General features: G+C 53.2%; 22 protein-coding genes and 2 pseudogenes. 19 read left to right on the top strand and 5 right to left on the bottom strand.

From position 1 onward, the window contains the following. Positions 1 to 127: 127 nt before the first annotated feature. The 9 genes from ACU680_RS01945 to ACU680_RS01905 all read left to right on the top strand — a co-directional run bounded on the left by ACU680_RS01945 (position 128) and on the right by ACU680_RS01905 (position 11,286). Positions 128 to 853: an RDD family protein gene (locus ACU680_RS01945; protein WP_448178522.1), complete on the top strand. Its 726-nt coding sequence runs from the start codon at positions 128 to 130 to the stop codon at positions 851 to 853. Then, positions 850 to 1,827, top strand: coding sequence for a stage II sporulation protein M (locus tag ACU680_RS01940; protein WP_448178521.1), 978 nt, complete (start codon positions 850 to 852; stop codon positions 1,825 to 1,827). The genes ACU680_RS01945 and ACU680_RS01940 overlap by 4 nt, the downstream gene beginning before the upstream one ends. Further along, a complete protein-coding gene (locus tag ACU680_RS01935) occupies positions 1,814 to 3,361 on the top strand; it encodes a DUF4129 domain-containing protein (protein WP_448178520.1) in 1,548 nt (515 codons plus the stop codon). The genes ACU680_RS01940 and ACU680_RS01935 overlap by 14 nt, the downstream gene beginning before the upstream one ends. Further along, a complete protein-coding gene (locus ACU680_RS01930) occupies positions 3,358 to 4,521 on the top strand; it encodes a DUF4350 domain-containing protein (RefSeq protein ID WP_448178519.1) in 1,164 nt (387 codons plus the stop codon). The genes ACU680_RS01935 and ACU680_RS01930 overlap by 4 nt, the downstream gene beginning before the upstream one ends. A 125-nt stretch (positions 4,522 to 4,646) precedes the next feature. Then, entirely contained in the window at positions 4,647 to 5,792 is a 1,146-nt protein-coding gene (locus ACU680_RS01925; protein WP_448178518.1) for a tyrosine-type recombinase/integrase, read from the top strand. After that, positions 5,792 to 7,468: a hypothetical protein gene (locus ACU680_RS01920; RefSeq protein ID WP_448178517.1), complete on the top strand. Its 1,677-nt coding sequence runs from the start codon at positions 5,792 to 5,794 to the stop codon at positions 7,466 to 7,468. The genes ACU680_RS01925 and ACU680_RS01920 overlap by 1 nt, the downstream gene beginning before the upstream one ends. Next, complete coding sequence (locus ACU680_RS01915) at positions 7,465 to 9,345, top strand: site-specific integrase (RefSeq protein ID WP_448178516.1); 1,881 nt, start codon at positions 7,465 to 7,467, stop codon at positions 9,343 to 9,345. The genes ACU680_RS01920 and ACU680_RS01915 overlap by 4 nt, the downstream gene beginning before the upstream one ends. After that, positions 9,342 to 9,770 carry a TetR family transcriptional regulator C-terminal domain-containing protein gene (locus ACU680_RS01910; protein ID WP_448178515.1) on the top strand — a complete coding sequence of 143 codons (429 nt, stop codon included), beginning with the start codon at positions 9,342 to 9,344 and terminating at the stop codon, positions 9,768 to 9,770. Before ACU680_RS01915 ends, ACU680_RS01910 begins: the two co-directional genes overlap by 4 nt. Positions 9,771 to 10,035: 265 nt before the next feature. Continuing rightward, positions 10,036 to 11,286 carry a hypothetical protein gene (locus ACU680_RS01905; RefSeq protein WP_448178514.1) on the top strand — a complete coding sequence of 417 codons (1,251 nt, stop codon included), beginning with the start codon at positions 10,036 to 10,038 and terminating at the stop codon, positions 11,284 to 11,286. Between the two features lie 190 nt (positions 11,287 to 11,476). Here ACU680_RS01905 and ACU680_RS01900 read toward each other — a convergent pair whose 3' ends face one another. After that, positions 11,477 to 12,199, bottom strand: a complete 723-nt coding sequence (locus tag ACU680_RS01900; RefSeq protein ID WP_448178513.1) for a hypothetical protein — start codon at positions 12,197 to 12,199, stop codon at positions 11,477 to 11,479. Then, positions 12,124 to 12,636: a DUF3800 domain-containing protein gene (locus ACU680_RS01895; RefSeq protein WP_448178512.1), complete on the bottom strand. Its 513-nt coding sequence runs from the start codon at positions 12,634 to 12,636 to the stop codon at positions 12,124 to 12,126. The genes ACU680_RS01900 and ACU680_RS01895 overlap by 76 nt, the downstream gene beginning before the upstream one ends. Before the next feature lie 87 nt (positions 12,637 to 12,723). On the opposite strand from ACU680_RS01895, the pseudogene ACU680_RS01890 reads away from it, so the two are divergent. Beyond that, a pseudogene (locus tag ACU680_RS01890) lies at positions 12,724 to 12,852 on the top strand (AbrB/MazE/SpoVT family DNA-binding domain-containing protein); the annotation flags it as partial. An 80-nt stretch (positions 12,853 to 12,932) separates the two neighbouring features. On the opposite strand, the gene ACU680_RS01885 reads toward ACU680_RS01890, so the two are convergent. Next, positions 12,933 to 14,129, bottom strand: a complete 1,197-nt coding sequence (locus ACU680_RS01885; protein ID WP_448178714.1) for a HEPN-associated N-terminal domain-containing protein — start codon at positions 14,127 to 14,129, stop codon at positions 12,933 to 12,935. Positions 14,130 to 14,631: 502 nt separating this feature from the next. On the opposite strand from ACU680_RS01885, the gene ACU680_RS01880 reads away from it, so the two are divergent. The 5 genes and pseudogenes from ACU680_RS01880 to ACU680_RS01860 all read left to right on the top strand — a co-directional run bounded on the left by ACU680_RS01880 (position 14,632) and on the right by ACU680_RS01860 (position 18,075). After that, a complete protein-coding gene (locus ACU680_RS01880; protein ID WP_448178511.1) occupies positions 14,632 to 15,597 on the top strand; it encodes a hypothetical protein in 966 nt (321 codons plus the stop codon). Between the two features lie 88 nt (positions 15,598 to 15,685). Next, positions 15,686 to 16,261, top strand: coding sequence for a hypothetical protein (locus ACU680_RS01875; protein ID WP_448178510.1), 576 nt, complete (start codon positions 15,686 to 15,688; stop codon positions 16,259 to 16,261). A 109-nt stretch (positions 16,262 to 16,370) separates the two neighbouring features. Then, positions 16,371 to 16,581, top strand: a pseudogene (locus tag ACU680_RS01870) (hypothetical protein). A 50-nt stretch (positions 16,582 to 16,631) separates the two neighbouring features. After that, a complete protein-coding gene (locus tag ACU680_RS01865) occupies positions 16,632 to 17,384 on the top strand; it encodes a hypothetical protein (RefSeq protein WP_448178509.1) in 753 nt (250 codons plus the stop codon). Between the two features lie 73 nt (positions 17,385 to 17,457). Further along, positions 17,458 to 18,075 carry a 3'-5' exonuclease gene (locus tag ACU680_RS01860; protein ID WP_448178508.1) on the top strand — a complete coding sequence of 206 codons (618 nt, stop codon included), beginning with the start codon at positions 17,458 to 17,460 and terminating at the stop codon, positions 18,073 to 18,075. Positions 18,076 to 18,332: 257 nt separating this feature from the next. On the opposite strand, the gene ACU680_RS01855 is transcribed toward ACU680_RS01860, so the two are convergent. Further along, positions 18,333 to 19,316, bottom strand: coding sequence for a hypothetical protein (locus tag ACU680_RS01855; RefSeq protein ID WP_448178507.1), 984 nt, complete (start codon positions 19,314 to 19,316; stop codon positions 18,333 to 18,335). Positions 19,317 to 19,818: 502 nt separating this feature from the next. Here ACU680_RS01855 and ACU680_RS01850 point away from each other — a divergent pair. The 4 genes from ACU680_RS01850 (at position 19,819) to ACU680_RS01835 (ending at position 25,013) form a co-directional block, all read left to right on the top strand. Next, on the top strand, positions 19,819 to 20,874 hold the full coding sequence (locus ACU680_RS01850) for an AAA family ATPase (RefSeq protein ID WP_448178506.1): 1,056 nt from the start codon (positions 19,819 to 19,821) through the stop codon (positions 20,872 to 20,874). 1,118 nt (positions 20,875 to 21,992) lie between these two features. Then, positions 21,993 to 22,670: a histidine phosphatase family protein gene (locus ACU680_RS01845; protein WP_448178505.1), complete on the top strand. Its 678-nt coding sequence runs from the start codon at positions 21,993 to 21,995 to the stop codon at positions 22,668 to 22,670. Next, positions 22,667 to 23,212 carry a 3'-5' exonuclease gene (locus tag ACU680_RS01840; RefSeq protein WP_448178504.1) on the top strand — a complete coding sequence of 182 codons (546 nt, stop codon included), beginning with the start codon at positions 22,667 to 22,669 and terminating at the stop codon, positions 23,210 to 23,212. The genes ACU680_RS01845 and ACU680_RS01840 overlap by 4 nt, the downstream gene beginning before the upstream one ends. Positions 23,213 to 23,930: 718 nt before the next feature. After that, a complete protein-coding gene (locus tag ACU680_RS01835; RefSeq protein WP_448178503.1) occupies positions 23,931 to 25,013 on the top strand; it encodes a protein kinase domain-containing protein in 1,083 nt (360 codons plus the stop codon). A 373-nt stretch (positions 25,014 to 25,386) separates the two neighbouring features. Here ACU680_RS01835 and ACU680_RS01830 read toward each other — a convergent pair whose 3' ends face one another. Further along, positions 25,387 to 26,538 carry a DUF4238 domain-containing protein gene (locus ACU680_RS01830; RefSeq protein WP_448178502.1) on the bottom strand — a complete coding sequence of 384 codons (1,152 nt, stop codon included), beginning with the start codon at positions 26,536 to 26,538 and terminating at the stop codon, positions 25,387 to 25,389. Positions 26,539 to 26,622: the final 84 nt, after the last annotated feature.

Below are 26,622 nucleotides of genomic sequence, written 5' to 3'. Positions count from 1 at the left end.
GCCAGCGCTGTGTCATTCAACCACCGCGCATCACACGATGTGCAATACATAGTGATGTCGTTTTCCCCCAAGAGGCTGCTAGCATCGGACGGACTTCGCATCCCGATCCGGCCCCATCAGGTAGCCCATGCTCGAGAACACAGCACTGCCACGGAAAGCACCGCTGAACCCGCCACTCGATACCCGCTATCAAGTGGAAACGCCGGAGGGCATCGACCTGCCGTTGCGCCCGGCCGGTCTGATGGTGCGCAGCCTCGCCTTCGGCATCGACCTGGGCATTCGCGGGGCCATCCTCGGCGTGCTGCTCCTGGTGCTGGCGTTTCTCGGCAAGCTCGGCATCGGTCTCGGTTCGTTGCTGCTGTTTGCCGTCAGCTGGTGGTACATGGTGCTGTTCGAAGTGCTGCGTCAGGGCCGTTCGCCGGGCAAGCAATGGATGGGCCTGCGGGTGATCCACGATGACGGCACACCGATCGGCTGGTCGGCCTCGCTGCTGCGCAACCTGCTGCGTTTTGTCGATCTGCTGCCGTTCGGTTATGCCTTCGGCGCCATCAGTTGCCTGCAACATCCCACCTTCAAACGCCTCGGTGACATCGCCGCCGGCACTTTGGTGGTCTACAGCGAACGCGCCCTGCTCCGCCCGCAATTGCCTGACGCCCAGCCACGCCGCTCACCGGTGCCGCTCAACCTCGGCGAACAACGCGCCCTGCTCGCCTTCGCCGAACGCCAGGCTGAACTGTCGCCGGCGCGGGTCAACGAGCTTGCCGCCCTGCTCGCCCAGCCGCTGCACCTCTCGGCGCCTAAAGCGGTCAGCGAGCTCAACGGCATCGCCCGTGGCCTGTTGGGTCCGACATGAAGCAGAGTCTTTTCGAAACTCGCCACAAGGCCGAATGGGAGCGCTTCACCCTGGCCCTCGAACGCCTCGAACACGGCAAGGACACCTCGCAGGTGGCCAGTTTCCCCAAAGCTTATCGACGCCTCTGCCAGCATCTGGCGCTGGCACAGGAGCGTGGTTACAGCAGTTTTCTGATCGACTCGCTGCAACAACTGGTGTTGCGCGGCCACCAGCAGCTTTATCGCCACCGCAGTCGTTTCGGCGCCAACCTGCTGGGTTTCATCCTCGCTGACTTTCCCCGGCTGGTGCGCGCCGAATGGCCGTTCGTGCTGGCCGCCGGTCTGGTGTTTTTCGGCAGCCTGATAGGCTTTGCCTTGCTGGTGTATGTCTTTCCCGAATTGGTCTACAACCTGATCCCCGCCGAACAGGTGCGCGACATGCAGAGCATGTACGACCCGGTGGCCGGGCACCTCGGGCGCTCGGCCGAACGGGCCGCCAGCGAAGACTGGGTGATGTTCGGTTATTACGTGATGCACAACATCGGCATCGCCTTTCAGACCTTCGCCAGCGGTTTGCTGCTGGGCGTCGGCAGCGCGTTCTTCCTGTTCTACAACGGATTGATCATCGGCGCGGTGGCCGGGCATCTGACTGAAATCGGTTTCGGGCAGACGTTCTGGTCGTTCGTGATCGGCCACGGCGCCTTCGAGCTGAGCGCCATTGCCCTGGCGGGCGCGGCGGGGCTAAAGCTCGGCTGGGCAGTGATTGCACCGGGGCGGCTGACCCGTGGTGAAGCGCTGGTGCAGGCGGCGCGCAAAAGCGTGCAGTTGGTGTGCGGCGTCATGCTGTTCCTGCTGATCGCGGCGTTCATCGAAGCGTATTGGTCGTCAAAGACCGGGGTCACACCGCCGATCAAATATGCGGTCGGTGCCGCGTTATGGATCGCAGTGGCGGTCTATCTGCTGTTCGCCGGAAGGACACGCCATGCGCCTGAGTGACGCCACGGTGGCGATCCGCCCGCGCACCAGCTGGGAAGCCATGGACCTGGGCGTGCTCATGAGCCAACAGCATCGACGCCTGCTGATGACCAGTTGGGCCATCGTCACCCTGCCGCTGTTCGCCGTGCTGACCTTGTTGCTGTGGGATTCGCCGTCGCTGGCGGTGTTGATTTTCTGGTGGCTGAAACCGATCTACGAACGCCTGCCGCTGTACATCCTGTCCAAGGCCCTGTTCGGCGAAACACCGACACTGAAACAAGCCCTGCGTGAGTTCCCGCGGCTGCTCAAACCGCAATGGCTGGCCAGTCTGACCTGGCGCCGCCTGAGCCTGAGTCGCAGTTTCCTGCTGCCGGTGCTGCAACTCGAAGGCCTCGACGGTACCGCCCGTCAGCAACGCCTGCAGGTGTTGCTGCAACGCAATGCCGGCGCCGCGCAATGGCTGACGATCATCGGCATGCATCTGGAAACCGCACTGTGGATCGGCCTGATGGTGCTGTTCTACATGTTGCTGCCACAGCAGATTGAAACCGACTGGGACTGGCAATCGCTGATCCTCGACGCCGATCACCACTGGCGTTGGCTGGAGCACCTGACCAACGCCTTCTACGCGCTGGTGCTGGTGGTCTGGGAACCGATTTATGTCGCCTGCGGTTTCAGCCTGTATCTGAACCGGCGCACCACACTGGAAGCGTGGGACATCGAGCTGGTATTCCGCCGTTTGCGCCAGCGCCTGAACAGCAGCGCGGTGGGTTTGTTGTTGGCGGTCTGTCTGTTGCTGCCGGCGGTGCCACCCGTATGGGCTGCGGCCGATCCCGCCAGCGCACCGGAGGCACCCCGCCTGCTGCACCAACCGCTGACCAGTCAGGCTGCGCACGACAGCATCAAGGCGCTGCTCGAACAACCACCGTTCAAGAACAAGGAAAGCGTGACCCGCTATCGCTTTGGCGACGACCCGGCAGCCCCGGCCGAGGGTAAACCCGGTGAGGCGCCGCAATGGCTGAAAACCCTGCTCGGCTGGCTGGACAGTCAGCGCTTCAATGCGCTGGCCGGCCTGATTGAAGTGCTGTTGTGGGGAGCGTTGATCGCCGCTGTGGGCTGGCTGATCTGGCGCTATCGCGAGTTCCTGCGCACCTTCGTCAGCCGTCGGCCGAAGCTGCCCGCCCGCATCAGGCCACCTGCACCGCAGCAAGCGTTTGGCCTGGACCTGAGCCCGCAAACCCTGCCCGACGATATCGCCGCCAGTGCCGAACAACTCTGGCACACCCAGCCGCGCGCCGCGCTGGGCCTGCTCTATCGCGGATTGCTCAGCCGTCTGCTGCACGACTTTGCCCTGACCTTGAAACCCGCTGACACCGAGCATCAAGTGCTGCTGCGGGTCGAGCAACTGCAGCGCCCTGAACTGCTGGCGTTCAGTCGCAGCCTGACGCAGCACTGGCAGAACATGGCCTACGGGCACCGCGTACCGGCGGCGCATCTGCAACAGGAATTGTGTGACGGCTGGCGCGCCTTGTTCGACCATGGAGCGCGCACTTGAACCGGCGTAGCGCGTGGCTGCTCGGCGGGCTGATCGTCGCCTTGCTCGCGGCGTTGAGCATTTATCTGTACCTCAAGGCCCGGCCTTATCAGGAAGTGATCGATCACGGCCCTTCGCCCCAGGCCCAGGCCAATCCTTATCTGGCGGCAGAGATGTTTTTGCGTGAACGCGGGCTCAACGTCGGCCATGCCGAAACGCTGGCAGTGCTGCCAGAGATCGATCCGCGTCGACACACGCTGCTGTTGTTCGGCGAACGTTCGCGCATGACCCCGCGTCAGGTCGATCAGGTGTTGAACTGGGCCCGCGCCGGTGGGCGCCTGGTGTTCGTGGCCGAAGCGCTGTGGGACAAGCAGGCCAGACAAAGCGATGATCTGTTGCTGGACCGGGTGCAGTTGCACCAGTCCCTGAGCAAGGATCTCAAGGAGCCGCCGGCGGAGCTGGCGGATGATCCGTACCCGAACCTGACCAAACTCTATCTGGAAGACGAGGACGCTCCCGCCTACGCCGGTTTCGACACCGCGTTTCATCTGGAGGATCCGAAAAATCTCGCCCAGGCCTGGGCCAACAGCGCCAAGGCCACGCACATGATGCAACTGCCGTACGGCCTCGGCTCGATCACCGTGGTCACCGATGCCGAACTGTGGAAAGCCCCGGCCATCAGCCAGCACGACAACGCCTGGCTGCTCTGGTACCTGAGCGCCGACACTGACGTCACGCTGATTTTCAACACGGTGCATGATGGTCTGCTGACCTTGCTCTGGCGTTACTTCCCGCAAGCCATCGTCGCCCTGCTGGCGCTGATCGGCCTCGGCCTGTGGCACGTTGCTGTGCGCCACGGGCCATTGCAGGCGCCCGCCGCGAGTGGCCGCCGGCAGCTGCAGGAGCACCTGCGCGCCAGTGCCGATTTCATTCTGCGCCACAACGGTCAGCACACGCTGTTGCAAGCATTGCAACAGGACGTGCTGCGCCGCGCCCGCCGCCGCTATCCCGGCTTCGACCAATTGAACGTGGCCGAGCAATGGCTGGTGCTGTCGCGCCTGACCCGCCAGCCGACCCGCGCCATCAGCCAGGCCCTGAGCCCGGTGCCGAAACAGCGCATGAGCAGCGCTGATTTCAGTCGCCAGGTGGCCCACCTGCAAACCTTGAGGAACACGCTATGATCTGGAGCGTTGTAGTCGTTAGATCTCTGTGCTATTGAAGCCATAGATCTGTTCATGGGGAGTGAAGGGTCGCAGCAGTAGCCTTTACACAGTCACATAGCGATTGGTCGACGACAGGAAGCAAGATGGAGCTAGTGTGGGGAACCAAAGATTTCAAGATCGCAGGGCAACCCTATCAGGGGTTTCCGATTCTGTTGTGGGACTCGATGGAGAGCTGCACTCAGGCCAATCTATTCTTCCGTCGTTACCTCCTTCGTGGCGAGATCGGCTCGAAGCAATCCTGGCCCAGTACAGGAAGAGCGCTGTACGACTTCTTCAGTTTCCTGCAAGCCCATGACCTTGATTGGCGGGACGTAGATCGTGGTGAGGCCAAGAGCCTTGTAGCTGCCTACAGGAACTACTGCCTGGTGGCTTGCGAACTGGCCCCCAACACTACCCGCCAGCGACTGACGTACATCTGCAAATTCTACGAGTTCGCCTTGGAGAACGGCTGGGTTAAGCGCCTGCCGTTCGGTCACGAGGAGCGGACTGTAAAGCGCGAATCAAGCTTCCTTGAGCACGTTAATGCGAGTGGTGGCAAAGCCTTGGTAAACGATGTGATGCCGCGTCGTCACAAGCCTCTACCCAAGTTTCTGAGTATGTCCCAGACCAAGTCACTTATGTCCGTAGTGGATAATCCACATCACCGGATCATGATTCAACTGGCCCTGCGCACAGGCCTACGTCGTAACGAACTGGCTACCTTCCCGGTGGAGTACGTTTTCGACCCGGACAAGGCTGGGCGCACCGAACGCAATCTGCGCATTCGGCTTGACCCTTTCGACGGCAGCGGGATGGAAACCAAGGGCAGCAAGGTGCGAGATATCTGGATCAGTAGCAAGTTCATGGCCGAACTTTATCGGTACGTGACGAAGCTACGCGGGGAGCGGGCGTCTCTGGGTAAGGATCAGAGGGCACTTCTCCTAAACCACCTCGGAGAGCCCTATGGAAGCAACGGCAAGAGCCTCAATCGGATCATTGTAGAGACAGGAGAGCGAGCGGGCGTTGAAGTGCACACCCACATGCTGCGGCACACTTACGCGACCCACACCCTGGTAAACCTTCAACGCAACCCACAGAAAGGGATCGATCCGCTGGTGTTCCTCCAGCGTCAGCTTGGTCATAGCTCGATACAAACCACCATGATCTATCTGCACATGGTCAACGAAATGGCTGATGAAGCGGTGCTGGCGTACGACGACGAGCTGAACGAAGTGGCGGGAGAAGCCTGATGAGTAAACGCAAAGTATTCTCCAAGACTGACCTCAGCGTCCCACAGGTCGAACACAGCGTCGACACGGCAGGCAACGTGATCATCTTGCCTGAGGCTATCCCTCCAGCAAGCACAGTGGTCTCATTTGGGCGCAACTCATCCAACACTCGAGCATTCGATTTTGCTCGGTGGTACGGTTCAGGTATTGACCCCATCACCTACGCCTGTCAGCGACAAATTGAGCGCTTCTTAGCAGGGCAAGAGGGCACCCTTTCGGTTACCACCGTCGTGGGTTATTGCAACAATGGATTAGGGAAACTCCTTGATTTTTGCGTACTCCAAGCGATGGCCTTAGAGCGTGAGTTGACGCTGACTGATTTGAATCGAGGCCTTATCGACGGTTTTCTAGGCCATCTCGCTGGACAGGCATTATCGTCACCTTCACAGAAAAGCAATTACTCGCGTGCTAAGTCGGTGCTTCATGCCCTTGGGAGGCGGGGCATTTTTCGATTAGTCACGTCTGGCGATAATGCCACCTTTCCGCGCAACCCTTTTCCAAACGTCAATCGCAAGTCCAAGGGCGAGACGCCCCTATCCAAACGTGAGCGACAACAGTTCGCAACGGCATTGCGACAGGCCATAAAACCCATTTTTATCAGTGATACGCCGCCTACCAGTGACCTATTGGCCTATAGTTTGTTGGTCGTGGCTCTGCATACCGGTCGTAATGCCACTCCATTGCTAGAGATGGGCCGCAATTGCTTACGTCCACACCCAAAAGACGACACCGTCTTCCTGACGCTATGGAAGCGCCGTGGCTACAACACCAACAAGGTGGCTATTCGAGCTGAGTCGAAGACCGAGCGCGTGCTGGAGGCAATGCCCAGCGTCAGGGTCAACGTGGAACGGCTGATCCGTCGCGTGATGACGTTAACTGAACCACTGGATTCAGAAGCTCCGGACGACCTCAAGGGTCGCGTGTGGCTGTACCGCAAACGGGCTAAATCAACGAGTCAGATCACGTCACTATCTCAAAGCATGTTAGAAACAGGCACGGCCAGCCTTGTAGCTGAGTATGGATTGAAGGACACCGACGGAAAGCCGTTGCGCATCAACATCGCTCGCTTGCGTAAGACTTTTGCAAACCGCATCTTTGACCTAAGTGATGGAGACCTCGCAACCACCGCATACGCTCTCGGCAACACCCCACGGGTAGCCGACCAGAACTATCTGGCCCCCAGCGAGGACGCTCGGCGAAACTGGCGGTTCATGGGAGAGTTATTGGTGGAGGAGCTTCTAACTGCGACTATCGGAGCAACCTACAAAGAAATTCCCTCGGGCCGCTGTGCAGATCCTGTAAACGGTCAGTTTGCCCCGAAACGCGAAGGTGCAACCTGCATGAACTTCATCAACTGCGTGCGCTGTAAGCACTACGCAGTGACCGCCGAAGACCTCTACAAACTGTTCAGCTTCTACTTCCGCGTTCTGGCTGAACGCTCCCGTATGGACAAACGTCGGTGGGCACGTGAGCTTGCCCACATCCCTCGACTGATCGACGACTACATCATTGCGGAAGGACTTCGCCGTGGCACCTTCAAGCCTGCAGCCGTGGAGGCCGCGAAGCAGCGCGCTCGTGCCCAACCGCACCCGTTCTGGTCTGTTGATTTTATTGGCAGCTTGGAGGTCTTCTCATGATTGACGATATCGTAGAAGAACTACCTTTTGCGACCTTCACCGCTCAACCTGGAGAGGTGCGCGGCCTGTCCGATTCAGAGCGAGATAATCTGATCATCAGCGCAAATCAAGTTGATGGGCATTGGGTGATTATCAGCAGATATTGTGATGACGTTTGGTATCTCACTGGTTTCCCTAAAAATGTTGCGATCAGCGATAGACGGATTGATTTCGATACGGTGCCACCAGTGTTTCGTCAGGTTGTGAAGGCTGTGTTTTATCGTTATCTGAGACGAGGTCGGGACGGATCTGATCGGCCTAGAGGAGCGACAATTACCGGTCTCTTCACTGGCCTGTCACCATTCCTACGGCACTTGGACGGACTGAAACTTAGCCAGCTCGGTAGTGTGACACCTATGATCGCCGCCACGTATGTCACGGCCTGTGAGGCTCATTTACAGCCTCGAAACGGTAAGCCGTTATCAGCAGAGGGCTTGCACTCTCGATACAAGGCCGTAGAGGCGTTGTATGAGTTGAGCCAATACACCGAGGACAAGCTTCCACAACATCCTTGGCCTGAGACTTCTGCAGGAGCAATGTCGGGAACACTTGGCACGCCCAAAGGGGTGAAGACACTACTGATTCCCGATGATGAGTTCTGCATCTTGTTCGAGGAAGCTCATCAGCAGGTGGAGCGAGGTAAGCTCCTGCTAGATCTGCGCGATGACTTGGACAGTATCGCCTCGAAAGCCGGGTTTCAGAATAGATTCGACGTAATCCGGTCTAAAAACCAACACTTGCGTGAGATGGGCTGGGAGGGTGGACTTAGGAAGTACAACAAATCGTTATTAGACCTACGCACAGCCTGCTACATCGTTCTGGCGAGCACCTCAGGCTGCCGTAATCACGAACTGGCTAACCTGCAATCGGGGGCGCATCGGCGCACTGAGGATGATGACGCGACGATTTACCACTGGATGCGATCTAAATCAGAGAAGACTGATGAAGGAATCCATGACTGGATGATCCCAGAGGCAGGAGTTCGAGCCCTCCGCGTCATGGAGCGCTGGGCTACGCCGTACCAAGCGATGATTTCCGACGAAATCAATAAACGACGTCTAATAAACGCGCAAGATCCACAGATCACTGAAGCGCGTGCGCATCGTAACTCTCTGTTTCTAGGCTTTTACCCCAAAGAAGATAATCGAGTTCGTACTCTCTCTAACGCGGGTTGGGACAGTCTTTTAAAGGCATTTTCCAAGGACTGCGGATTGAAATGGAAGCTCACCAGCCACCAATTCAGACGCAAATTCGCTAATTACGCCGCACACAGCCGCTTTGGCGACCTGCGCTACCTCAAGGAGCATTTTGCTCACTGGTCGCTGGATATGACCTTGGGATACGCCATGGACGAAAGCTGGGGACAACATCTGGATCTTGATCTGTACGCTGAAATTCAAGATGAGCTGGAAGACATCAAGCTCGGTATCGTCGACGGATGGATTGGTGATGGATCCTTGGCAGGAGGCTACGGACGCTCCATCAAGGGGTGGCAACGAAAATCGGAAAACCTGCTGATCTTCAAAGATCGTGCCTCCATGCTGAAGTCCATCTCTGAGAGCACAGCGATCCGCAGCAATGGCCATGCCTGGTGTACGGCAGACAACGACGGTTGTGTCGGCAACACCCTTGAGCGTACCCGCTGCAGTGGTTGCGATCACTCTGTGATCGGGAGTATCCATGGGCCCATCTACCACCGACTCTACGATGACCTCAAAGGACTGCTGAACTGCAAAGACATTGGTGAGGGCGGGCGCCAACGCGTTGAGCGCGACCTGAATCGCTGCCGGGACGTATTGGTACAACTTGGCATGCCTCCAGAGGCGCTGACCGCATGAAGAGCAAGGGCAAAGCAGCCAACTATAAGCCTGCCGAGGATCGAAAAAAGGATCTCAGGCTGGCCATCTCCCGGATCGAGCATGGACGCGCTAATACTAAGGAAGCCAAATTGACCATCGCTGCCGTCGCCCGAGAGGCCGGTGTGTCGACCGCGCTGATCCACAATCACTATCCGGCAATCGCAGAGACAATACGAGAGAAGCAGGGTCGATCCAGCCGAGCCATGCGGGATGTCAAACATCAAGATCTTAGCGCCGAGCGTCAAAAGTCTGCAGGCTACCGTCAAGAGATTGATGAACTCAAAGCCAAGCTCGCGAGCATTGCATCCATAAATGAGGTGTTGCTAGAAGAGAACCGTGTGCTTAAGGCCAAGCTGAAAGACCGGAGCGTAGTTGAACTGGTTTCATCCCAGCCGCGCAGGTAGCCGGGCTCATTGCCCGAAAGAGCGATCTCTCCATTCACTGCACACCACCCCTTAGCTGGGCAGGTGATAATTCGTGCGTAGAATGTTTTGAACACAACCGCTCCTCTTACCACCTTCAAAGTCTGCTAGGTGCTGATGGACGCCGAAGAAGCCGACTTATCGTCGCGGCCCTGACCCACCACTTCACATTTTCCAGATTCAAACGTTTCAGGCCTAATAGCGAAGCGCTATTCTCTTTGGCTATACACCTTCGGATTGCATTGCTATGGATGACGCGCTGGTGGTCTTTTCAAGGAAAGGCCTCTTCCAAACTCCGATTACGGCTTATGAAATTAAAAGCCGGGAGCATTATCGAAAGATGTGGCCTTTGGTCACTGTGGACAAACCCCACCACCTCGTAAGCTGGGTGAGCCCTTGTTTCGATGATGATGGAAAGCTGAAAACGCGCAGCTATTTCAGAAAGTACACCGGCAAACGCGGTGCTCGAGCCGCGGACTATTTCGACAGCCAGGAACAAGCTCGGCAACGTCATATTGGCGAAAGCGAGGAGCACAGGCGAGCAAAGCAGCTGATAGCCGATGAGCTTCAGCGCCGACTCGACGCAGGGCTCGCCATGCCTTGGTACTACAGGGATGAAACGATCAGCCAGTATCATCTGGCCGGCAATCTCCTGCTCGGGGCTAATTGCGTTACTCAAGAACAGAGCATCAAAACACCGTTTGGCAACACCTACCGCCTTGATGTGGCGGTGCTCGGTAAGCCCATTCTTCGGCATCCGATGGTGCTGGCGGGTATCGAAATTGAGCTTGGCCACGCATTTGATGGGCGAAAGGCTTTGGCTGCCCGCTCAATGGGCTTTCCACTCATATCCATCGACATCACCGACATGAGTCTGGATCAGTTGACACCGCAGTGGGCCAGACAAGCGCTGACAGCAACAAAGTCCAGCGATGATGAGGGCCGACGCAAGACGTTCATCTACCTGAATGACCTGCTCTATCCGCTTTATGTTCAGTTGCCCTCTACGTTAATCGAGAGGGATGACTTCCGGCACCAGTTCATTGTTTTTGCCGCTGATGAGCATCTGGAGCGGGTAAAAGCGACGTTGGCCCAGGTGAGTTCGGCACTCGGTCTTCAGAGCCCTACAGTTCTATTGGGAATCGTCAACGGAAAAAGCGAGTCAGCAGCCAAGCAAGTTGCAAACCTCGGCGACATCGCGGGGCCGGATTGGCGTGAGTTCCACGAGCACCGCTGCCTGACGATTACCTTGGATCGCCCCAGAACACCGCAGGACGTGCCGAGTCACCTTATGCACATTGCCATTGCCACATTACTGGCTGGCAAAGGCAATGCGTTGGTGGGGTACAAAAACCGGCTTGGTATCACTAACCATCGTCCTGAAGAAGACGTCTGGAATGAGTATCGACGTGGTACTTGGCACCGCACTTTGCCCAAACGTCTCGCGGAGCCATTCCAGCGCTACTTGGCAGTGATTGACCAGCTACATAACCAATAAGCTCCATACCTATCAGCTCTGAGCGGGATGGTGCAAATTGGGGCCATCTAAGCGAGCCTCGTCAGCACGACCTGTCCCCAGAGCTCATGGCTGAGGTGAGGCAGATCGAGGATGAGTGGGCATCGAGATCAAGCACGGTACGATCACCCAGACGCCCGTCCCACGACCTCCAACGCCGTAAATCCCTAATCTACAAGGGCTCAAGCGATAAGAGCAACTTCCTGATCTGGGCGAATTGGTCTTCTGCCAGGATGTCGTACTCCCCTACGCTGCTAAGTCGATAAACATCCCGAGCTTTCTTGACTCGATCAAGAAGCGGCAGAATCTGGCTCGATGCGAGCTCCAGGAAATCATTGATGTCTGCGCGGCTTCGGGGAATTTTGTACCCCTTAGTAGCGCTAGCAATGATCACCTCGGAGTCACGCAGCTTCGCGATTCCACTGGATCGGATTTTCTGATCCCCGAGCCCCTGAAATCCTCTATTCGCTAGGTGCTTGACGATATCATCAGTAGATACGTACTCATCACTGACGAATTCACTTCTAAATCGTAAGAAGTCAAGGATGCAAAGCTGTAGGCGCTCATCCTCGTTCGGATGGTTTCCAATCTTGGCCAGAAACTGATCTGCCTGCTTCAATGCTTGCTGATGCACTCGATAGTCCGCATACGCAGACTCGTTCATCGGCGGGGGGATGAGCGACTGATACTTCGGCGGCCATTCCAGTAAACCCAAGGTTTGGTTACGCAGGATGTTCTTGTATACCTCGACTACATCGTCTGAAGCCTTGCCTTCATAGATGTGGGCCACGGTGCCGGCGAAGAAATCTGCTACCTGGATCAGGACATCGCTATCGCTGCTCTTGCTCTGAAAAGCCGAGTCCCCAAAAAGATCATCGGAGTATCGTGCCGCCACGTACTCCCGCAGGCTAGCCTGAAACTCAGCCCCTCCATGCTCATCCACTGTCTGTGCAAATCGGTGCAGTGATTGAACAGGCGCTCGTACAGGAGGTTATTCACACTCTTGATAAAGGACTGCTTGAATTGCAGCCCGCCATCCTTGTGCACGCGGCTTTTGTCCACGACCGTGAAATAAAGCTTCAGGGGCAGTTCGGATAGATCTAGCAGGATTTTCCGACGGCGATCCGAATCCTTGGCTTTGAGCTTACTGGACTTGATCTCACCCGTTTGAAAGTGCTGTAAGCGCAGCGCTTCTGCTCGCTCGTAGGCCCCCGACAGATTTTTCTCGGTTATGATGATCGAGCAGATCACAAAGAAGCCTGAGCTTCCCGATTTCGACGTATCCAGGTCATGATTGCCAGACTCATCGACGAATGCGAACGTCCTTCCCACGCAACTACTCCATCAGTCAAAGCGCAATGCGCCGCGACTCGCATGTTACCTGAGTTCCAGGCGGCCGCAGCCATATAGTCAGCTAGTCTGGTGGAGGAATTTTTCGGCAACACACGCTGCCTTGTCCTATCGAAAAAGCCTCAGATCGCGGATCGGATAGACGAACTCACGGAAGCATGGGATAGCGGACAGCTCGGCAACGCTAAGGATAAATGAGAAGACCGCAATGCGCTTCCTTGAAGCTCCGGCGCACCAGACTCCAGGCATTATCAACCAGCGCAAAACGCCTATTCCGGTCAAAAATTTTCGATGCCTTCAACATTTGCATATACATCCAAGCTGACATCGACCGCCCTGTCCAACCTCAGAAGCGCTCCACTTCCCTGCGTTTCTCCGGCATCAATGCATGCAGTAGAATCAGCGAAAATCACGATCGCCTTCTGCCCAGTCTTTGAACTGGGGTAGATGATTCCGTCTATCTGAGCTCCATCTCCAGTCCGATACACATGTCGAAAATACTCTGTCACCACTTGGGTGGGCACGTACTCAGCGTGTGCTCTATCACTACGCTCAATAGGCTTGGTGAAATCGTCGATAAAGTTATTCATGAAGCGGTAATAGTTACGCAGCTTCTGGAGTGTTGGATCGAAGAGGCTGGGAACAGGAAGCGACTTCGATAGATCCACCACTCTAAGATCTCGAAGAGCAGTGAACTCGCCCGAGGCGATCTTCTTCCCCTTCGCATTGTCAGGCTCGTAAATCTCACGAATGGCTGTATTGAGATCGAATGCACCATAGAACATCGGAATGCCTACTGGACTCATCCTATTAGGCATATTTGCTCGTTCGGCTGGAGGTGGGCCAAGATCCTTGGCCTGCGTTATCAACTCGTCTTGGTCGACGATCCGAACGCGATAAATTTTTTTCCCGCCCGGAACCGTATCGATAAGACCTAGACTTCCCACAACCCGGCCCAAGGTCTCCAGGATGTCAACCGGGTTCATTTCGTCGTGCTGGTCACGATCGTATGCTGGGTTGACCGCCCTGAAAAATACGAACCGCGCGGTGTGAGTGATGAATTTACTGAAGCTCTGCCAACCGTAGACCAATATCTTGTGAAGAGGGAGAGAATACGGGTCTTTCTCGCACCATCCGGTGTCATGAATTGACCCGGCAATCGTATCTAGAATCTCTTCTGGGCAATCGGGGCCTACGTCGTAAAGCAGCTCATAAATGTTGTAAACATTACCTTGCCACCCACCTTCTCGGGTCTCGTAGGGAAGTCCTTCATTGGCTGGATCGCCCCACTCCAAGCAAAGGCTGTTCACCACGTGCTCTATCACATTATCCATGGCGGACACTTTGACTGATCTATCGCAGTAGGAGCAGGTACCGGGACTACGGTGTCTCCTTACGAATTTTTTCAGCCCCGCGTCTTGAATGCACCTCTCGCAGACATAGGTATCCTCAACGCTTGAATAGCCGCGCTCCATTTCCTCTTCCCACATCCTTTGGACTCTGCCCATCCCAGTAATCTCATTCTGTAGTGAATCTAATCTGCTGGCTTTGCCGATGCAGAAACTTAGAGGATCTCGAAACCGGGGAGCCCTAATCGGCCTTCAAGTAGTAAGGGGGAGATCGCGGTCATCACTCTATCCTTGCTGCGACTGACCAAAACTTCTGAGGCTGATAGCCGACGTCGCGAAGCCTAGCTTAGCCTTTTCGGTGAGCTATCGAAACGTGCGACTCCATGCGGTGAACGCGGGCGGCGATGCCGACCTAAACTCAACTGCCCGCCCTGCTCTTGCGTACCAAAGCGCTCGCCCCTTCGGGCCAGCCGAAGACGTGGTTGCAGATGCATATACCTCGCAGACACGCTTTCTGAAAGGTAGGCGCAGTCGAAGGATTCCAGTGGATGTTTGACCTAGAGTGATCCAATATTTGGCGGCTTTTACAGCGTAGTACGCTTACTACTTCAGGATTGAGACAGCATTGATGCGATTCTTTTTGGATACAAACATCTGGAGCTACATCGCGAATGAGGATGCTGGCCGTGAGCTTGCAGCGGTCGCTAGGGCTGCAGGCGTTGAGATTGTCGTTTCCCCTGCCGTGGTGGATGAGGTACAGCAACTGCCGGTTCCGGAAGCCCGCCGCAAGGTTATCCAACTATTGACAAAAAAAGACTGGAAGCGACTGATGCCTGAGGTGTTCAGCGAATGCGCTGAGCTCAAGTCAGAGATCTTCAAACTTCGGCCTGAGTGGGTCATAGCCGAGCCTAACCTGAGGGAGTTCAATCGGGTCAGATATGACTGGGTAAGGCGAACCGGTGGCTACTGGGATCGTGCGCGCCGGGAGATCGCAACTCCACCAGCTAATGAAAGTGTTCGAAGGGACGAAGAAGAACGCTTGGCAGTGGAGCAATCGTTCGCCATAAGGGAGCGCATGAAGAAAACCAAGCCTTGCGGAGATACACACCTAGAGTACGTCGGGCATGTCCCGGAGGCTGGCACTCCAGGCTGGACTGGAAAGCCCGTGCATTACTGGCGGGTGCCCAGTCTGCATATGTTCAAGTCGGAACTGCAGGTGTATGAGAGTGCGGTGAGAGAATGGCTCGATAGCGAAATTAACGTGCCCGCTATGCTTTCATCACCGGAGTCGATGAATCGATTATGGCTGCACGAGTTAGATCCCGCAGCAGTCCCGCGGCAATGGCTACGTGGATCGTTTGAGTTTCTTCAAGCTTGGCACAAAGTCACTACCGGCACCCCTGGCGACACTCGACTGGCGACCCATCTGGTTGATGCGGACATAATCATATCGGCCGATAAGAATTTCGTCCGCTTTGCAGAGCGTTGTAGAGAGGATGCACCGTTCAAAATTGGCAAGACAGTGCGTGCGCAGGCAAATCGAGCTGGCGTAGACGAAGTGCTGCAATGGATCTCCAAGCCCGACACCCTTTGATGTTCTGTTTCGTGGATACGCTGTAGATTCCTAGGTCTGTGGCGGGGCAGATGCCCCATAATCAGTCGGCTGAAACGAGGTATCCGGTATGAATGACCACCGTGAGCTGTCGGGTGACAAGCAAGAGCTAGAGAGTTTCCTGCAAAAACAGCAGGCGGACTTCGAAGAGCGTAGCTATTGGCTTCAGCACTCGCTGGGCGCGGAAACGCATTGGCTTTTTATCCAGGCGTATGACGCCCTGAAGCATGAACTCTACTTGCCGGCTTGCTCTGGATTTCTGACCGGAATCGAGGGCTCGCTTCGCAATACGATGGCTCAAGTAAAGATCCCTGCCCGTATCGACAACGTTGACGATATCTCGCTGCTCAGTAACTCACTGCTGCGCCAAGCTAGGGCCAATGGCATATCAATCGACGCATTAGCATTTCCAGATGAGCACGATTTCGAAGCCAATTTGCCTACCCGCCAGAACGTGGAACTCGTCAGGGTTCGGCACACCCTGTGCCACGGCAACATTCTTGAGTATGTTAGTGCTCAAGAGGATTTGCCGGCATTCTTCACACCTGAGTGCTGCTGCGACCTTGCCAATAAGCTTCACTTGATCTCACGTAACTGGGTAGCGACCCTTGGCGCGTTCAGAAAGCAGACTATAGAACTGCAATAATCGATCGTCTATCGGAGGGGTGCTTACAGCTTGTCCATAACGTCATTAACCCTTTTCCATCCTCTGCTTTTCGTGCTGCTACGCTGAGCTCTTCCACGGAGGAATCACAATGTCGAACTCTGAGCTACTCCCTTCCCTGTTATTCAAGATCAAATCATAACCAACTCGCCCTCGAAGCCACGATCATGGAACTAACGCTTTGGATTGAGCAGCGTGGCTCAGCAGAAGTCGCCGGCAACGTGCGCGGCGCTTTGGACACAATCAGCAAGAACGAAGAGTTCTTCAATATGACGCTTGCGGTGCTAATGACGCCTGAGTAAAACCGACAAAGTCAAACGGACATACCTACCGGTAAGAGGAGCTATCGACAATGGAAAATTGCCCGCATAGATATCTAGAGCTTTCTCTCGACCGATGGAATGAATGTCACTGGCATTTACATCAGATGGAAGCTCACTATCACGAACCGGAGCCATTCCGCTATTCGTGCAACTCTTTTTTGCGCGCGGTTAAGGAAGTGCCTGACGCATTGAGTAATGACCTGCAGAAACACCGTGAGGTAAAGGCAAAAATCAAACCGAAATTCGATATTTTTTCAAAAAATGACTTCATATACACACTGGGTAAGCAGCGGGATTTTATCGTCCACCATGGAGCGCTGAACCTAAATAGCCATGGACGGATTGGTACAACGGAAGGGGCTAAAATCAAGGTCGTCTTTCCGTTTCAGGTGCATCCTTGGGAAACTTCGGATGCAGCTTACGAGCGTTATAAAGCCTTGTGCAAAACGAATAAAGTCTTACGCGGACTAGGCCCCGATTGCGATTCCGCCCCGGCTCTTTGGCGCACATGGATGATTCCACAATTTCCGAACCGAGACCTTCTAGACATTGCGTTTGAGGCGTGGAGTAACCTAGGTGAACTCCTATCTGTGGCAGTAGAGGCATTTGGCGGTGAAAAGCTGGATCTCAGCTTACCTTGTCGTCACGCCCCAGAACTCATCCGAATTAGAAGATATAGCCAGTATGAGTTTTTTTTGAGCGTCGACGGAATCGATCTAAAAGAGGAGGAGCGAAAATGGCGCGAGCGATATACCAAGGCCGATCCAACACAGCAAGGTTAAGTGCGATGGCTTGGCAGGCAAGCAGAGATGGGGCGGTTAATCTCAACAAGCTCCAAGCAAGGTCTCCTTTGTCATGAGCATTGAAGCAAAGCTCCTTCACCTCCAAGCAATCCAGAACCTCCTCGCGCCATACCGCCACCTCTATTGCGTTGACCTTGAGGCAACCTGTGATGAAGTGGGCGACTCGGAATCACCAAGGCCGCTCGCAGTCGTCCCTGATCAGATGGAGACGATCGAGATTGGCCTGGTGGTAATCGACTTGGAAACGCTTGAGATCGTCGATGAACTCCAACGCTTCGTTCGACCGCAGATCAACCCTACCCTTACTGATTTCTGTAAGAGGCTGACATCCATTCAGCAGGCGGACGTGGACGACGCTTTAACCTATCAAGAGGTTGGTGAAGAACTACGAACGTTTGCTGCGCGTTATCCGGATGCGGCTTGGGCGTCATGGGGTGACTATGATGCAAGACAGCTTGAGCGTGATGCCGGATTCGCTGCGTGCCCTTCCCTGCTCGCCGGTCTGCAGCACTTCAACGTCAGGAAGTGGCATAAAGGCCTATACGACGATCAGCCGAAAAGCCTTAAGCAAACAGTAGAGTCGTTGGGCTTGGTTTGGCAGGGTATCTATCACCGGGGGATAGACGATGCTAGGAACGTTGCATCCATCATTAAGGAAATACTCGGCTGATTAGGTGAGCCGGGGCTCGAGGCCCGAAGAAGCGATAGCGACATTGAACGCTAGAGTGATTCGTTTTCGGCAAATGGCGGGTTTCCTCATATAAACCTGCATGGGCGACTCACACCAGAAACTAAAGGGTGGTGTCGTCTAAATCTGTAGCTTGGCAAGCGGGGGTCTAGCCTATCGTGGGTGATGCCCCCTTAGATGGCCGAAGGGGACACTTCGATAATAGATCGGGAAAGGATCAGGTGCTTGGCTGATTCAGGCTACAAAAGGCTACCTTGCCCTGAAGATGCTTGCATTTCCTCGGGTACTCTAGCGTCAATGGGCACCAGCGCAATGAACTCAGCTCCTGCGATGACTGGTGCGAGATGTATGTGCTTCATCGTACCGTGAGAGCCCATGACAATTAGACCCTTTGTCAGCCCTCCCTTATGCGAGCGCATGATCGCCTGCAGCTGCATCAGCGCCGATCGTAAAAGCTCTGGGTGATACCTTGCTTTAAATTCGACCACCACCCTGTCTTCACCGAACTCCACAATTAGGTCTGCTCGCGTATGGCCCATACGCTCTTGGGATCGGACTACGAGCTCAGGTGATACGGTGCTCATATAACCTGAAACGCCACCGATCAACTGCGCCTCGCGAAGCGCTGGGCCAGATTTAGAATCTTCGGCCGAGTGGGACAGGAAACGCGCAAACAGCTCAGCTACCCAGTCCAATAGCCCTGCATGTTTCGCAGCCTGAATAGCCTCGATGGCGGCTTGTAGCTCCCGTTCGGCTTCAGCCTGAGCGGCATTGAACGCGACTCGCTCAGTGATTTGATCGAGTAGAAGACATGAAAAAGCAGAGACGGATACGATCGCAAGAAACGCCTCGCTCTCATCAAAATTCAATTTGTAGTCATGAGCCGAAGGGTTCCTCCACTCCGTTCGATAGGTCGTCAGTTGCGACAGTACCCGTGGCCTAAATAGACTTGTTTTTTCGAGGTAGCGCTCAATTTCGAAGGGCTTTTTTCGGTCAGGATCTTTTCCAGCGAGAACCCTGTAAGCTTCTTTGACACTGCCTTCAAAGGCTTGATTGGTACGATAAATCGAGTCGGTAAACGCAGTATCCTCACCCTGCTCTTGACCTCTTGATAAATGCTGGAAAGCCGTTTCGATATGTAGCAAAACCGCTTTGAGACCTGGGACGCACTCCTCGTTGCCCAGCACTTGAATTTTGTTTCGCAGCGTATCAACTAGATCCATATCCCTGATGATCCTTTTCCCCGTGACTCGGCAGGTGCTGGCCCTGTTGAAAATATTCTGACAGACCTTTATGCAGCAGCAAATATGCCGGGGGCGAACGACCTGTCCGTCTATTATGACCTGCCGGCCCGAACAACCTCGGCACCGTAGCGAAAGCACGACGCGCATTCGAGGTCAGTCGCAATGTGGGACTTCCACACTTCAGTAATGGCCACGCCCTTGTCCAAGCCAGACTGCGCTCACTCCTCTGACATGCGAGCCGGGAGCTGCTCCACGTCAAACTAAAAACCACGGGACGATGAAAAAGCGGTGATTGGCATGTTGCGAATTTACTCGGGGCTGGTGGAGTTGCGCCGCAGCTTAGTCTAGCTTTCGACATGGTGTTCATGACGAATAGATTTTTCACCCACAATTCCAAAGCATCGTCAAGAGGAAGCCGTTTCCTCTATTCGGCTCGAAGTTGATTGCCGTATATTTTGCACATCAAACGAGGGCAAACACGATGGTACAGAAGATCCGACCTGAACAATTAAAGGCGCTGAGGAAATCGAAAGGCATCTCCGCAGAAAAAGCCGCCATAGCCGTAGGGAGATGCATTAAATCTTGGCGTGGATATGAAAGCGAGGAGTCTAAGGTACGAATCCCAGATTTCATATTTTCGCAGTTTCTGCGGAAGTTCAAGATTACATGGCCTCATGCAAAGGTAATCAGCATCACCGCTTATAAAGGGGGAATTGGAAAGTCGCCAATAACTGTTGCAATAGCAGCATCCTTTGCACAGAACGGATTAAAAGTAGCAGTCGTCGCGAATGACGATGTATTCCGCTCATACTCCGAAGAAGATAGAATATCTGTAAAAAATTCAAATCGTCTTGCATCTAAAATCGATTTTTACGACGAACACGACATTGTCATGTATGCAGGGGAGATATCGACCCTAGAAGATGCCTACGAGCGAAGCAAAAACCCTACCACGTTTATCTCGATTTTTGATGACAAAGAGATAATTGCTCGAAAAAAAGCTTCTAAACTTACTTTCGACGCTATAAAAAACAACTACGACTTGATCCTTCTAGACCTTAATAGAGACCTCTACCAAACGGTTGCTCAATCAGACGAGATAGTCTTGCTAGTAGATGCTACCTGTCAATACTCCCCCGGCAGCACTCAAAGCTATTACAATCAAATTAGCCGGATAAACGGTGAGAAGCCAGATTCAATGCACGTGCTCTTTACTAACTTCTCGACCATCCCAAGTACACGAGGGCAGATAGACGTAACTCGAGCACACAAAAATAAGATATTTGACAGCTGTATGTTTGGCGCACATCTCACGCTGAAAAACTATAAGAAAATTCGCGATTTAAAAATACCCACTATGCGATCACGCTTTTCGGCGGACTATGAGTACCACATCGAATTGCATGATAGCGATCTTAGCGCAACTGCATTTTGCTATTTTGACACCATTATGGACATTGCACCCAACTCAATAGCATCTATTGAGGTATCCGAAGTAAGAGAAGAGCTAGCAGAAATTTTATGGGGACGAAACTAAAAATCCGCAACCTGCAGCCTCACCACTTACACAGAAATGAGAATTAAAAACGATGACAACAATGCGCAAGGTCTGGAAAATTATAATAGACGCGTCTAACTTACTACGCGCCATAATCGCCATCCTAGACTATTACGAGAGACATGATAAGTAACTGTTATATAATAACACCCAGATCAATTCTGAGTCCGCGATGATCGGATCGTATCTACGCCAAGCGGGTCAATCCCTGAACATTAGAGAAATTCCTCAATTCGATTTTTTTTTCAGACATTAGCAAAGCGAGGCCCTCTTGAGAGTAACGACAGCTTTAGTTTCTGGGAGATTATTTACGAACCACATCCACCAAGCATCCTACCAGCCACATTTGGCAATCATTTTTTTGGCCAAATAACACTAAAAAGCCATTCAGTGCCTACGCTCAGCGATTCCCTCTTGAGAGAAGCGCACCATGACGAAGGTTGAGGCAGGGCCGGTAGTTGCTGATGATTTTGAGACATGGCTGAATACTCGTCCTAAATGGCTGCAGACGGCAGCCCGAATGCTAATCGACTCCAAGCGACAGCTGGCCCAGGACGAAATCAGAAGCCTAGACAACGACTGCTCGCTCTCCTCAATACTGGGATGCCTAAGCTAGGGATTCTGAACAAGCAGGAAACGGTAAGCGCCCGGCTACATACGCAGTCCCTCGGATAGCGGCGCGAAGTGACACACGCTCGAGCAAACGACTGTGAATTATTTAAATTATTGGCTAGCCATAATTATCGCCCCGCCATAATTCTTAATAATTTTGGGCGTATCAAAATCGGAGCCTAGCAGGCCATTTGGGTCACCAGTCATAAGCGGGCACAAGGCCCGAAGGAACGAAGCCCCCCCCCTCACGTACGGCTCAGCGATTGCGACGCGTCTCTCTTCAACGGAAGAAGCCACGATGTCGTACTCCGACCAGCTCCCCTCCCTGCTTTATTACCCGCTTGCCTTGGATGCGGGCAATAATGGAGCTCACTTGATCGAGCTTTCAGAAGCCTAGATGTTACCCCATCACCCCCAACTCAACTCCAGCCATGCCCCTAGCAACGATACTGGTGTCGTGCGTCGGCGAAACGACAGGTAAGTCAATGAAGAATGTCAGGCTAGTGCGTCATGGAGAAAGCGCGGCCAATGTCGGTGCAGCTACCCTTGATCACGCAAGTATTCCGCTCACAGAAAAGGGCATCGAACAAGCTAAACGAGTGGCGCAATCCGTCGGCAGTGCACCTGAGTTAATCATTGCCTCCCCTTTCTCTCGGGCTCGAGCGACCGCAGACGCGACCATCTCCGTATTCCCTGATGTTCCATTTGAGACATGGCCCATCGAGGAATTCACCTACCTTGATCCGACCAGGTGTGTGAACACCACCGTAGGGCAACGGAAAGCATGGGTCGAACAGTATTGGGCGAACGCAGATCCGGCCTACATTGATGGAGAAGGTGCTGAGTCGTTTCTGGAGTTTGTGGGCCGCGCACGATCTTTCCTGGATCGCCTAGCCACGCACCCGGCACAAGACATCCTAGTCTTTTCGCACGGACAATTTCTCAATGCGGTAGCTTGGCTCATCGAGCGCAAGCCACTTCAGGTTGATGCCCATGCGATGATCGAGTGGCGCAGGTACGAGATCGATAATTACGTCCGTAATGGTTGTGGGTATATCGTGACCCGTGCCCTAGGCGATTCGTCGTGGGCAGTGAGTGATTCAATCGACCTAGATGGGGAGATTAATCTAAACAAGCTCCAAGGAAGGTCTCCCATGCCATGAGCATCGAAGCAAAGTTCCTTCATCTCCAAGCAATCCAAAACCTCCTTGCGCCATACCGCTATCTCTATTGCGTTGACCTTGAGGCAACCTGTGATGAGGTTGATGAATCGGAAACATCAAGGCCGCTCGTAGTCGTCCCGGATCAGATGGAAACGATTGAAATTGGCTTGGTGGTCATCGATCTGAAAACGCTTGAAATCGTCGATGAATTCCAGCGTTTCGTGCGGCCTCAGATCCATCCCACCCTTACCGACTTCTGCATGAAACTCACGTCCATCCAACAGGCGGATGTGGACAGCGCAGGAACCTATATGGAGGTTGGCCAGGAGATAGCAGCTTTCATTGAGCGATACCCAGATGCGGCCTGGGCATCATGGGGTGACTATGATGCAAGACAGCTTGCCCGCGATGCTGGCTTAGCTGGGAGCCCTTCCCTGCTCGAGGGCCTGCCACACTTCAATGCTAGGAAATGGCATTCGGGCTTATATGACGAGCGACCCAAATCACTTAAGCAAACAGTTGAGTCGCTGGGCTTGGTTTGAATGGGTAAATATCATCGTGGGATAGAAGACGCGAGAAATGTGGCTTCCATCGTGAAGGAAACAATCGCCTGAGAGGGGAGCCGGGCCCGGGTGCCCGAAGAAGCGATTAAGCGGTACGAAATTCCCCATGGACAGCCCGGACTTAGAGGTCGACCGAGAGCCGATGACCGTTTCTCACACTACTAGCGATGACCTCGTTAGCCTATGTGATGCGGTGTTTGCGTCTTATTTCTCATATATATTGGCTAAGACCGTGGAATTGCTCGATAGCATTTGCAAGCGACCATCACCTCCCCCAAAAAACCAGGGTCTATATCGGAGGTGCTATAAACCAAGTTGAAGCGCTGACTTTCTAACCAAGCACGGATACTTTCTTCGTTCAAAACATCCAAATCACTCTCATGTTCCAAGAAGTCTCTCATAGAAGAACTATAGATCATCGGCGATGGTGGCTCTGGCAATATTCGATACGCTATACCATAAGAAGTTGCCTGAGAGAAGTCCGTGGTACATATTAATGAACTGCTTCTTGCGTAGATGCCAAATTTCTCAAAAAACCAGAGATCTGCGGCTTCATGAATCTCAATATTTGTATTTATCGGCGCGCGGGATGCGTGATAAAATTTGTTGACTTGATCTGCCGTGTTAAGTTTTTCTGAAAAGCCACGATATAAGCTTGGCACTTTATCCCCAGTAGAATATTAAAACGAAAACCTTAATGAATAATGAAAGCAGTGTCAACAAACATGACTTTTTCGAGCTTACTGGCCTCCGCCTCATAGATAACCGCTTCCGATTATTGGAGGAGGTATCTGGGGGGAAAAGCTCGACTAGTTTTTTTGGTATTGATGAGTCAACCGGTAAAAATATTTTCGTAAAGCTCTCAATTTTTCCGCGCTCCGAACTCGAGGCGGCAAGATTTCGGAATGAATGTAGATTCCTCAAAGAGCAGATGTGGGCTAACAATATAATAAAAAAAACACCAAATTATATAAATCATGGCGAGTTATTCGATGGTAGCATTTTATACTTAGTAACTGAAAAAATTGAAGGACAGTTGCTCTCAGATTGGCTGGACAAAAATTTTGATGAAGCCAGTCTGACGGATCGCCTGAAAATTGCTTATCGGGTGTTTGGTGCCGCCGAACACTTTAGTAAATTTACTGTTCATCACGATCTTCACCCGGGAAACATTATGCTCCTGGATGAAGAAGTTGATTTGCGCACAAGAGTGCCTGACTTTAAGGTTATAATTCTTGACTGGGGGCAGTCACACTCCAAGCTTGAGGCAAGCTATGCCGAAGAAAGTGATGACATTTCTATAATTCACAATGGGATGGGTCGACAAATTACAGCCTCATTCTACAACTTGCCACCAGAAACCTTTATGGATTGGCACAGAGCTGGATCTGAATATAACAAGTACGACTCCTGGGCGATGGGTCTTCTTTTGTACAAGCTCATAACCGGGCGTAATCTTTTTTCTTTTGACAATATTGGCCAGTTTGCTGAAGCAATGAGACACATTGAGAGAGATATTGAATTTGAAGTAGCTAAGATTAGAGAATACGCCGGAGCGAAAAGCTATGTTCTTCAAGGGTTACTTTATCATCTCCTAGTAAAAGAGCCTCGCGACAGAATGTTTATCCAAACCGCCAGGCAGGTGTTGTGGTTTATTCTCGTTGAGGAATTCGAACCTGATAACGTTAGTATGGTCGCACGCTTTCTTCGCGACCCAGAGTGTTTCAAGGAGGTCACGTGGAAATATTTTGAAAGTGATCCGCTTGCTCATATTTATTGACAGCACCATTGCTAGTGCGGATGACCCGTTCTTGAAATCGTCTCCTTTTGCCGGTACTTGTAGGGCACCAATCTCATGCACGGAAAGCCACCATGCACGAGAGATTTAGAGTAATTGAAACCACTACGCTGGACGATGGCAGCAAGCGATACAGACTTGTTGATCTTGTAGAGGGAGGATCAGCCAGCAAGCATGGTGTCTTCAAAGTCAGGACGGAGGCAGACGCAATTTGCTCGACATTGAACGTTGAACATCCGAGGCCCGTGGGAGCACGTGACGCCTTACCGCATAGCACCTGCTGATCCGATGAAGAACTCACTCGCTACTTTCGTCCTGCATTCGGTCGGTGAGCGAAATCAGAGAAGCGGGCCGCCTATGACGCCCCATGTTCTGACTCCCTGTTCGCCTCTTTTGCATGATGATTCGCTAGAAGCTTTTTGACATGGGCCTCCATGGCTTTGGCTTCAAGCACTTTGGCTTCATGTTCCTTCCTAGAGGTAGGGCGGCGTCCAAATTCGTCTTGAAAGATATAATGACCGTCCTTCGTTTTCAAAAACATACTTCCACCCTCCATTGCTACATGGAGTGAGTCAGGCATTAGAAATAGACCGATCTTGTTCCACAATGTAGATTTAAGATACTTCTCTGGATAGAGCTCATCAACACTTCCACCCGCGATATAACGATGAGCTCGAAGTTTTATGATTAGGTTAACCTCTCTTACCTGTTTGGCGGACAGCTGCCTAGCACGCCTCACATTGTCGTACCGTACAATTGGATTGTCGAACAGACGAGCATTAGTCCTCTGTTTAACTGCTCGATGCTCTCCCTGCTTACGCGCCCATTCCAAATGAGTTATTACCAGTAACTTATCTCGACTGAGCGGATAGATGGTCTGAGTCCCCATCCACTGTTGGAGAGGATCTTGGCCAACAGGAACCCTTTTGTCCTGCGGAAACACAAAGCGGTTAAAAAAGGTCACCGGATGATCTGAAAAGATGAAATTCACATCCGGTTGTTCTGAAGAGAATATCTCAATGATCCCCTCCCCCCACATCGTACAGTGCATACGCCGTAGCGCCTGCATTTGCATCATTAACTCATACTGCGTTCTCGCCTTAGCAACCAGAGATAAAAACGCCAGTCCTTTTGGTGTGCGCAATCTTTGGGCGTCCATGTACTCGAAAAAAATCGAATACGTGTTATGCACTTTATCCCAGTCCTCATTTACCAACGCCTCCACAGCTTCCTTACCGGACTCATCAATAACTCCAAACAGCATCGTTTCGATATCGTCATTAGCGGTACCAAATGCACGGACAGTGTAGAGTTCCGATTCGAAAAACCATGCATCTGGCCCCTTATCCAATATCGACCGGGCAACGCCTCTGACTCTGCCTGATTTATCTCTGAACACTTCAGGCTTCAAGTCGAGAACTTTGAAGGACGAAGCCCCAGGCGCGAGAAAACGTCTTTGATACCATTGGGGAACGTAATGATGCCGATAGGACTGCTGTGCCGCCATTAACTACCTCTCCGAGAGGAAATGGGACTGACAAAAAAGCTGGGATTCGAACACAGGCGAGAAACGGCATATAGCCGCCTTTGC

This window comes from Pseudomonas sp. LF020 (genome assembly GCF_053456425.1).
Note: the sequence above shows the minus strand (reverse complement) of the source record. Positions and strands in the feature narration are given on the sequence as shown.

What these genes read in the sequence shown, in the direction of transcription:
- ACU680_RS01945 (WP_448178522.1), top strand. Translation starts at nt 128, where the DNA reads ATGCTCGAGAACACAGCACTGCCACGGAAAGCACCGCTGAACCCGCCA.
- ACU680_RS01940 (WP_448178521.1), top strand. Translation starts at nt 850, where the DNA reads ATGAAGCAGAGTCTTTTCGAAACTCGCCACAAGGCCGAATGGGAGCGC.
- ACU680_RS01935 (WP_448178520.1), top strand. Translation starts at nt 1,814, where the DNA reads ATGCGCCTGAGTGACGCCACGGTGGCGATCCGCCCGCGCACCAGCTGG.
- ACU680_RS01925 (WP_448178518.1), top strand. Translation starts at nt 4,647, where the DNA reads ATGGAGCTAGTGTGGGGAACCAAAGATTTCAAGATCGCAGGGCAACCC.
- ACU680_RS01920 (WP_448178517.1), top strand. Translation starts at nt 5,792, where the DNA reads ATGAGTAAACGCAAAGTATTCTCCAAGACTGACCTCAGCGTCCCACAG.
- ACU680_RS01915 (WP_448178516.1), top strand. Translation starts at nt 7,465, where the DNA reads ATGATTGACGATATCGTAGAAGAACTACCTTTTGCGACCTTCACCGCT.
- ACU680_RS01910 (WP_448178515.1), top strand. Translation starts at nt 9,342, where the DNA reads ATGAAGAGCAAGGGCAAAGCAGCCAACTATAAGCCTGCCGAGGATCGA.
- ACU680_RS01905 (WP_448178514.1), top strand. Translation starts at nt 10,036, where the DNA reads ATGGATGACGCGCTGGTGGTCTTTTCAAGGAAAGGCCTCTTCCAAACT.
- ACU680_RS01885 (WP_448178714.1), bottom strand. Translation starts at nt 14,129, where the DNA reads ATGGAGCGCGGCTATTCAAGCGTTGAGGATACCTATGTCTGCGAGAGG.
- ACU680_RS01880 (WP_448178511.1), top strand. Translation starts at nt 14,632, where the DNA reads ATGCGATTCTTTTTGGATACAAACATCTGGAGCTACATCGCGAATGAG.
- ACU680_RS01875 (WP_448178510.1), top strand. Translation starts at nt 15,686, where the DNA reads ATGAATGACCACCGTGAGCTGTCGGGTGACAAGCAAGAGCTAGAGAGT.
- ACU680_RS01865 (WP_448178509.1), top strand. Translation starts at nt 16,632, where the DNA reads ATGGAAAATTGCCCGCATAGATATCTAGAGCTTTCTCTCGACCGATGG.
- ACU680_RS01860 (WP_448178508.1), top strand. Translation starts at nt 17,458, where the DNA reads ATGAGCATTGAAGCAAAGCTCCTTCACCTCCAAGCAATCCAGAACCTC.
- ACU680_RS01855 (WP_448178507.1), bottom strand. Translation starts at nt 19,316, where the DNA reads ATGGATCTAGTTGATACGCTGCGAAACAAAATTCAAGTGCTGGGCAAC.
- ACU680_RS01850 (WP_448178506.1), top strand. Translation starts at nt 19,819, where the DNA reads ATGGTACAGAAGATCCGACCTGAACAATTAAAGGCGCTGAGGAAATCG.
- ACU680_RS01845 (WP_448178505.1), top strand. Translation starts at nt 21,993, where the DNA reads ATGAAGAATGTCAGGCTAGTGCGTCATGGAGAAAGCGCGGCCAATGTC.
- ACU680_RS01840 (WP_448178504.1), top strand. Translation starts at nt 22,667, where the DNA reads ATGAGCATCGAAGCAAAGTTCCTTCATCTCCAAGCAATCCAAAACCTC.
- ACU680_RS01835 (WP_448178503.1), top strand. Translation starts at nt 23,931, where the DNA reads ATGAATAATGAAAGCAGTGTCAACAAACATGACTTTTTCGAGCTTACT.
- ACU680_RS01830 (WP_448178502.1), bottom strand. Translation starts at nt 26,538, where the DNA reads ATGGCGGCACAGCAGTCCTATCGGCATCATTACGTTCCCCAATGGTAT.